The sequence below is a fragment of the Hyphomicrobium sp. genome (assembly GCF_035572195.1).
GTDB lineage: Bacteria > Pseudomonadota > Alphaproteobacteria > Rhizobiales > Hyphomicrobiaceae > Hyphomicrobium_B.
In genome coordinates, this window is record NZ_DATNBA010000017.1 from 1 (window position 1) to 6,564 (window position 6,564).

6 protein-coding genes are annotated in these 6,564 nt (G+C 61.1%); all 6 read right to left on the reverse strand.

The annotated features are described in order from the left end of the window. The coding region (locus VN623_RS01855) for a DNA ligase LigA-related protein (RefSeq protein ID WP_414653145.1) at window positions 1-636 on the reverse strand (636 nt) is incomplete at its 3' end. Window positions 637-730: 94 nt separating this feature from the next. Then, a complete protein-coding gene (locus VN623_RS01860) occupies window positions 731-1,585 on the reverse strand; it encodes an outer membrane protein assembly factor BamD (protein WP_325567533.1) in 855 nt (284 codons plus the stop codon). A 215-nt stretch (window positions 1,586-1,800) separates the two neighbouring features. Further along, a complete protein-coding gene (gene lpxC / locus VN623_RS01865) occupies window positions 1,801-2,745 on the reverse strand; it encodes a UDP-3-O-acyl-N-acetylglucosamine deacetylase (RefSeq protein ID WP_325567535.1) in 945 nt (314 codons plus the stop codon). Window positions 2,746-3,020: 275 nt separating this feature from the next. After that, entirely contained in the window at window positions 3,021-4,673 is a 1,653-nt protein-coding gene (gene ftsZ / locus VN623_RS01870) for a cell division protein FtsZ (RefSeq protein WP_325567538.1), read from the reverse strand. 96 nt (window positions 4,674-4,769) lie between these two features. Next, on the reverse strand, window positions 4,770-6,026 hold the full coding sequence (gene ftsA, locus VN623_RS01875; RefSeq protein ID WP_325567540.1) for a cell division protein FtsA: 1,257 nt from the start codon (window positions 6,024-6,026) through the stop codon (window positions 4,770-4,772). 10 nt (window positions 6,027-6,036) lie between these two features. Further along, a partial coding sequence (locus tag VN623_RS01880) for a cell division protein FtsQ/DivIB (RefSeq protein ID WP_325567542.1) occupies window positions 6,037-6,564 on the reverse strand: 528 nt, incomplete at its 5' end.

Sequence of the window (6,564 nt, forward strand, 5' to 3'; positions counted from 1 at the left end):
GCTCGCCGCCTGCGCCGCGTTAAGTTTGGCGAAGTCCTCGTGCCCAAGATAAATCTCACCGCGGATATCGATGACGTCCGGTATGTCTTTGCCTTTTAGCGCGTGCGGAATCTCCGAGATCGTCTTGACGTTGGCGGTGACATTCTCACCTTCCGCGCCATCGCCGCGCGTTGCAGCCTGCACGAGCACGCCCGCCTCGTAGCGGATCGAGATCGACAGCCCGTCGATCTTGGGCTCGGCCGTAACTTCGAGGCGGTCGGCTTCAGCAAGATTTAGAAAACGGCGGACGCGGTCGACGAAATCGATGACGTCCTGATCGTCGAAGGCATTCCCGAGCGACAGCATCGGCACGTCGTGGCGGATCTTGCCGAATGCCGCGACGGGTTTGGCGCCAACTTTCTTGCTCGGACTATCAGCACGCGCGAGTTCGGGATGCGACGCTTCGAGTTCCTGTAGGCGGCGGCGCAGGGCGTCGTACTCGGCATCCGAGATTTCCGGCGCGTCCTGCCGGTAGTAAAGCGCGTCGTGCCTCGAGATTTCCGCCGACAGCCGCGCGATCTCGGTCGCGGCCGATTCCGCGGGCTTGCGCGACCCGGCTTCAGCCTTACGTGCGCCTTTCGCTGGCTTCTTGGTCATCGCAATCGAAAATTTGCAGTTCGCTAACACGACAAAAAGCGCGGCTGGAATACCTGCCGCGTTTCCAAACCTAACACAAGATTGTCGAATAAAATCAGCCGTTGCCCAAGCTCAGCTTCGGAACGGCCTTCCAGGCCTTCGTCAGCCAGGAGCCGTTATCGTCGCGGGGCGCCAGGCCACCCGACTGCAGCAGCGCGTACGCGTCTTTGTACCACTTGCTGTCGGGATAGTTATGCCCGAGCACGGCGGCCGCGTTCTGTGCTTCCTTCGTGATCCCCAGCGCCATGTAGCACTCGGTCAGTCGCGACAAAGCCTCTTCGACGTGCGCCGTCGTCTGATATTCGCTAACGACCGTCTTGAACCGGTTGATCGCGCCTATGTAGTTGTGCTGGTTCAAGTAGTAGCGGCCCACCTCCATCTCGGAAGCGGCGATATTATCTTGGACGATACGCATGCGATTGTCCGCGTCGCGCGCATACTCGCTTTCCGGATAGCGCGTTTTCAGCGTCTTGAGCGCCTCAAGCGCTTTCCGCGCCGGTGTCTGATCGCGATTGGGAGTTTTCATGTCGTCGAAGTAGGCCGACGCGATGATGTGATAGGCCAGCGGCGCCTCTTTCGTTCCCGGATGCAAAGCGACATAGCGTTCGGCCGAGGCAATGGCCTCCGGCGACTTGCCGGCGCGATAGTAGGCGTACGCAGCCATCACGATGGATTTGCGAGCTTCCGGCGAATAGGGATGATCACGGTCGACGTTTTCGAACTGCTTCGCAGCGTCCGAGTAATTTCCCTTCGACATCATCGCGTCCGCGTCGGCGAACATCTTCGTCGGTGGATCAGGATTGAGCGAGGCCGTATCGAGCTTGTTCGATGCGCAGCCAGCGAACGCCAACGCGGCAAAGATCGCCGCAGCGCCGAAAATCCGTCTGAGATCTCGTGCGAGTATTGTCATTGGCAGCGTTGCTTCCCACCCGGCCCGCGTTCTTGCCGCTTATGGCATCTCGTCATCAGCGATCGCGACCCGGATAGCACCTCACCGCCCGATCCGAAAGGCTAAGTCACATTGATGGCCAGATTGCCCACAAACCGGTGTACTTGCCGAATGTGGTGTCTTCCGGGCCGCACCCGACGAGCCCCGCATGAATCAGTGCACGTCCAACGTGACGTTTACTCTGCGGCAGCTGCGATAGCCGACGGAGCGATCTGGAGCGGTGTACGTGTAGCGCGCGTCCGAGGAGCCTGCACCGTTGCCCAGTTTGAAGCATCGGCAAAAAGAGCCTGAAGCACCATCGCGTTGAGGCGATGACCACCCCGATAGGACCGATAGGCGCCGAGGAGCGGCATGCCCGCCAATGCCAGATCACCAACAGCGTCCAGCATCTTATGGCGGACGAACTCCTGTGGATAACGGAGCCCTTCGCGGTTCATAACTTTATCTTCGCCGATTGCCACGGTGTTCGTGAGATCGGCACCGAGCGCAAGCCCAGCTTTCCAGAGCTTTTCAACGTCGCTCATGAAGCCGAACGTGCGAGCCCTCGACAGTTCATGACGGAAGATGCCCGGGCCCATTTCGTACTGCAAACGCTGACGCCCGATGACCGGCGACGCGAAGTCGATTTCGACGTCCATGCGGAAACCCGAGTGCGGCGCGAGTTCGCCCCAGCAGCCGCCTTCCTCAACACGGACAGGCTTCAAAACCTTGATGTATTTCCGCGGTTCGGAGAGCTCGCGGATGCCGACGCGGTCGATGGCCTCGACGAATTCCGCCGAACTGCCGTCCATGATCGGCACTTCTTTGCTGTCGATTTCTATGTAGAGATTGTCGATCGAAAGGCCGCGAAGCGCGGCGAGAAGATGTTCGACGGTTCCGACCGTCGTGCCGGCATCGTCGCCAATGACCGTACAGAGCGTTAGATTTTTGACGTTTGCGACATGCGCCGCAATTTCCGAGATGACCTTGCCTCGTTTTGCAACGAGAAAGCGGAGCCCAGTATCAGCCTCTGCTGGATGCAGTGTGAGTGATACCGGAGCTCCGCTGTGCACCCCCGTGCCTGTCAACTGGATCTCGCGCGCAAGCGTTGTTTGCCGCGCACCGATGAATCGATTCGACATACTGCGCCGTCCCTCAAATTTCTGGCGGACCGCTGCTCCCCAGCATTTATGCGGCCAACCACCCCCGGTACTCTTCTGACTGCCCTTCCGTCTTTTGCCTAGCGTGTCGGCCTTATTGAAGCCGCATCAACACGAAGCAAAGGGTCATCACAAGAGGTCGATAGGCAAAAGCTAACTGCTTCGCCGGGTACCGACAAATCACGCTTTCTTACATTCTGTTACGCTTTGGAAACGTTTCTTGACGAGCGCACAAACTTGATGCAGGCGCCAGATTTTCAGCGTCGTTCGCGACCGAAAAAAACCGGCAACTGAACGTCGACTTCTTCCGTGCTGGATGCGTGCGATGGGCTCGCCCGAGACGATGATCTCGCCTCCGGAGATTTTCGTACGAAGTCTGTCAAACGTCCAAAAAAGCCCTGTTTCCTGCGATTTTCTGCATCTTGATGCCAAGCTTCGCCCGACGCGCCGTGATGCGCATTCCATTCCTTCTGCGCTTGCGGAGGAAAATCCTCGATGGCCGGCAGACGTCGCCCCGTACGCTGAATTTCCGTAGGCGCTTGAGGTTCGAAATAGTGATCCGATGGCGCTGTCAAGCCCGCTTGCGGGAGCGGTGGCATTCTGAGCAGTGCATTCCCTGCAAGGGGAGGAAAATTCTCAAGGCCGTCTTCGACCATGACCTTGCCCGGTGCCATCCAACTGTCACGGCTTTGCCGCGTCTTTTCGTTGTGACCGGAGGGAGGAAAACTCTGCAGCGGATTGGGCGGCATCGGCTGCAGAGCATCCGCGAGACGGCGCTGCAGATCACCCTGAGGCGGCATCGGGCCGGCTGCGGGAGCGCGCGATGCTTGTGAAGATTCGACCGAATAGGGATTTGGAATCGGCGTGTTTGCAGGGTAGCCGCCCGCGTTCGCTGTATTGGGCGCGCCCGATCGCTGGCCCCTTGGCGCGCTCTGCTGCTCGCTCATCCGATTCATGCCGGAGGCGACGATCGAGACCCGAATCCGGTCTCCCAATTGCTCATCAAACGTGGCCCCAACAATGATGTTGGCCTCGGGATCGACCTCTTGGCGAACGCGGCTCGCCGCCTCGTCGACCTCATAAAGGGTCATGTCGCTGCCGCCCGAGATCGACAGCAAGAGCCCGCGCGCCCCTTTGAGCGTCACATCATCGAGCAGTGGATTGGCAATCGCCTCTTCGGCGGCAAGCACGGCGCGCCGTTCGCCCGTCGCTTCGCCCGTCCCCATCATGGCCGTACCCATGCCGCTCATCACGGTCCTGACGTCGGCGAAGTCGAGATTGATGAGCCCTTCTTTCAACACCAACTCGACGATGCAGGCGACGCCCGAGTAGAGCACCTGGTCGGCCAGCACGAAGGCCTCGGCAAACGTTGTGCGCTCGTTGGCGATACGGAACAGATTTTGATTGGGGATGACGATCAGTGTATCGACGTGCTGCCGGAGATCCTGCACGCCCGCTTCGGCGATGCGCATGCGGCGCGCACCTTCGAATTGGAACGGCTTGCAAACAACGCCGACCGTCAAAACGCCGGCTTCGCGAGCCGCCCGTGCGATGACCGTCGCGGCACCGGTACCGGTACCACCGCCCATTCCGGCTGCGATGAAGACCATGTGAGCGCCGGTGATGTGCGTGCGGATTTCCTCGATCGCCTCTTCCGCCGCCGCTTCACCGATCTCGGGCCGCGACCCGGCGCCGAGACCTTCCGTCAGGTTGGCTCCGAGCTGAACGCGATGCTCCGCGCTCGAGGCGGAAAGCGATTGCGCATCCGTATTGGCGACGACGAATTCAACGCCCTGCAGCCCGGCCGCGATCATGTTGTTGACGGCGTTGCAACCGGCGCCGCCGACGCCGATGACCGTCAGCCTCGGTTTGATATCGACCATCTTCGGCAGCTGTAGCTTGATGCTCATAACGCCCTCGAAATGGATAATTGGCCGAGCCGAGCCGAATCCCGCATCCGCGGCGCGGCCCTCTTTGCTCGTTCCTGCATCGTGTCCAACACGTTTCTAAAACCCACGCTTGAGCCACGTTCCAACGCGGCCGAGATAACCCTGGTTCAACATTTTGCGCCCGTGAGGCGCACTCAATTCGCCGTTTCCGCGCGCCGCCACCGTCATCAGACCCGAGAGCGTCGCCAGCTGCGGGCCAGATAGGCTCGCATTGAGCCCGGCGAGGTCCGAAGGGCGCCCGAGGCGCACAGGCCTGCCGAACTCGTTTGCGACGAATTCCGAAAGACCGAGAAGTTGGCTGGCTCCGCCCGTCAGAACGATCTTGTCTCCCGCAAAACGGCTCGCGGCGTTGAGCGCCAAGCGCTCTCGCACGAGTCCTAGAAGCTGCTGCACACGCGGGCGGACAATATCCGTCAGCCGTGCCTTCGTTGTTTCATAGCCGGCGTCGTCCTCTTCACCCGCGATCGGATAGGAAAACGACTCGTGCTCGTCGGACTGGGCATTGAGCAGTGTGCCATAAAGCGTTTTGATTCGCTCGGCTTCAACGAGTGGCGTCTGCAACGTCTTGGCGATGTCATAGGTCAGGTGCTGGCCGCCGACCGGAATGACGTCGGTGCCGGCAAAAAGGCCGTCTGCGAAGAGCGCGATCGACGTCGTGCCGGCGCCGAAATCGATGCATGTAACACCGAACTGACGCTCTTCTTCCGTGGTCACCGCGAGCGCGCTCGCATAGGGCGCGGCGACTAGGCCATCGCAACCGGCGTAGCAACGTTCGATCAGCACGAGCAGGTTGCGCAACGGCGCTTCGTCCGCCGTCACCGCGTGAAGGGCCGCCGAGAGCCGCCGTGCCGACAGACCTCTGGGGTCTTTGACGCCGCCCGCGCCGTCCAGCTCGCAACCGAGACGGTTGAGATGAATGAGCGTCCTGCCATCGCGCTCGGCGTAGCTTTCGCCTGCCGCCATCAGCTTGGCGATGTCGTCATTCGTCACGTAACCCGTCTCGACATCCGTCCGCGCCGTGCAATGCACGGAGGCGAGGCGACCGCATGCAACGGAGACCGTAAAGCTGCCGACCGAAAGCCCCGCGGCCCGTTCAGCCTGGCCGATCACCGCTCGGACAACCGATTCAGCTTCGTCGAGGTCGGTCAGCACGCCGGCCTTGACGCCCTTCGAACGCTGCAGACCTAAGCCTGCCAGCCGCATCGACGGTTCAGCGGCGCCAGGAACGAATTCGGCGACGATGACCGCCGCGACGGTCTTGCTGGTGCCGATATCGAGCAGCCCGAATGTCTGGTAGTTGCGCTTATCCGCCATCTGCCACCTGCTATTGCTGGCCGGCAGAGAGCGGCGCGTCGAGCGCAGCGGTCTTAGCCAGCTTGTCGTTGGCGGGACGCATGGCGATACGGCCAGGCGTGCGAACGTCGACGATCATCGCTGCGCGTTTCATCGCCGCGGTTACGATGCGCGAATTCGAAATCTCCTCGAGGCCTTCGATTTCGCGATCGGCGCCGAGTTCGAGCTGAGTTCCATTCTTGAGGACGACACGCCAACGGCGCTCGGCGATGCGTTCGGCGTAAGCGTATTCGCTCTCGATCGCAGGCGTTTGACGCAGAGCTGCGAGCAGCAAAGCCGCGTCGCGAGCCGCACCCTCGCCGGCGACGCGCGGCAGAACCCACCCGTTCGTCTCGGGAACCGGGCCAAGAACGCGCCCGGTCGCGTCGACGAGGTAGTTCACGTCGCCCCGCGTCCAGATCACGGCCGGAATTCGCTCACGAATGACAATGTCGAGGCCGCTCGGATAAACGCGCGTGATCTGCGCCTTATCCACCCATGGAATTCGATCGATGCGCTT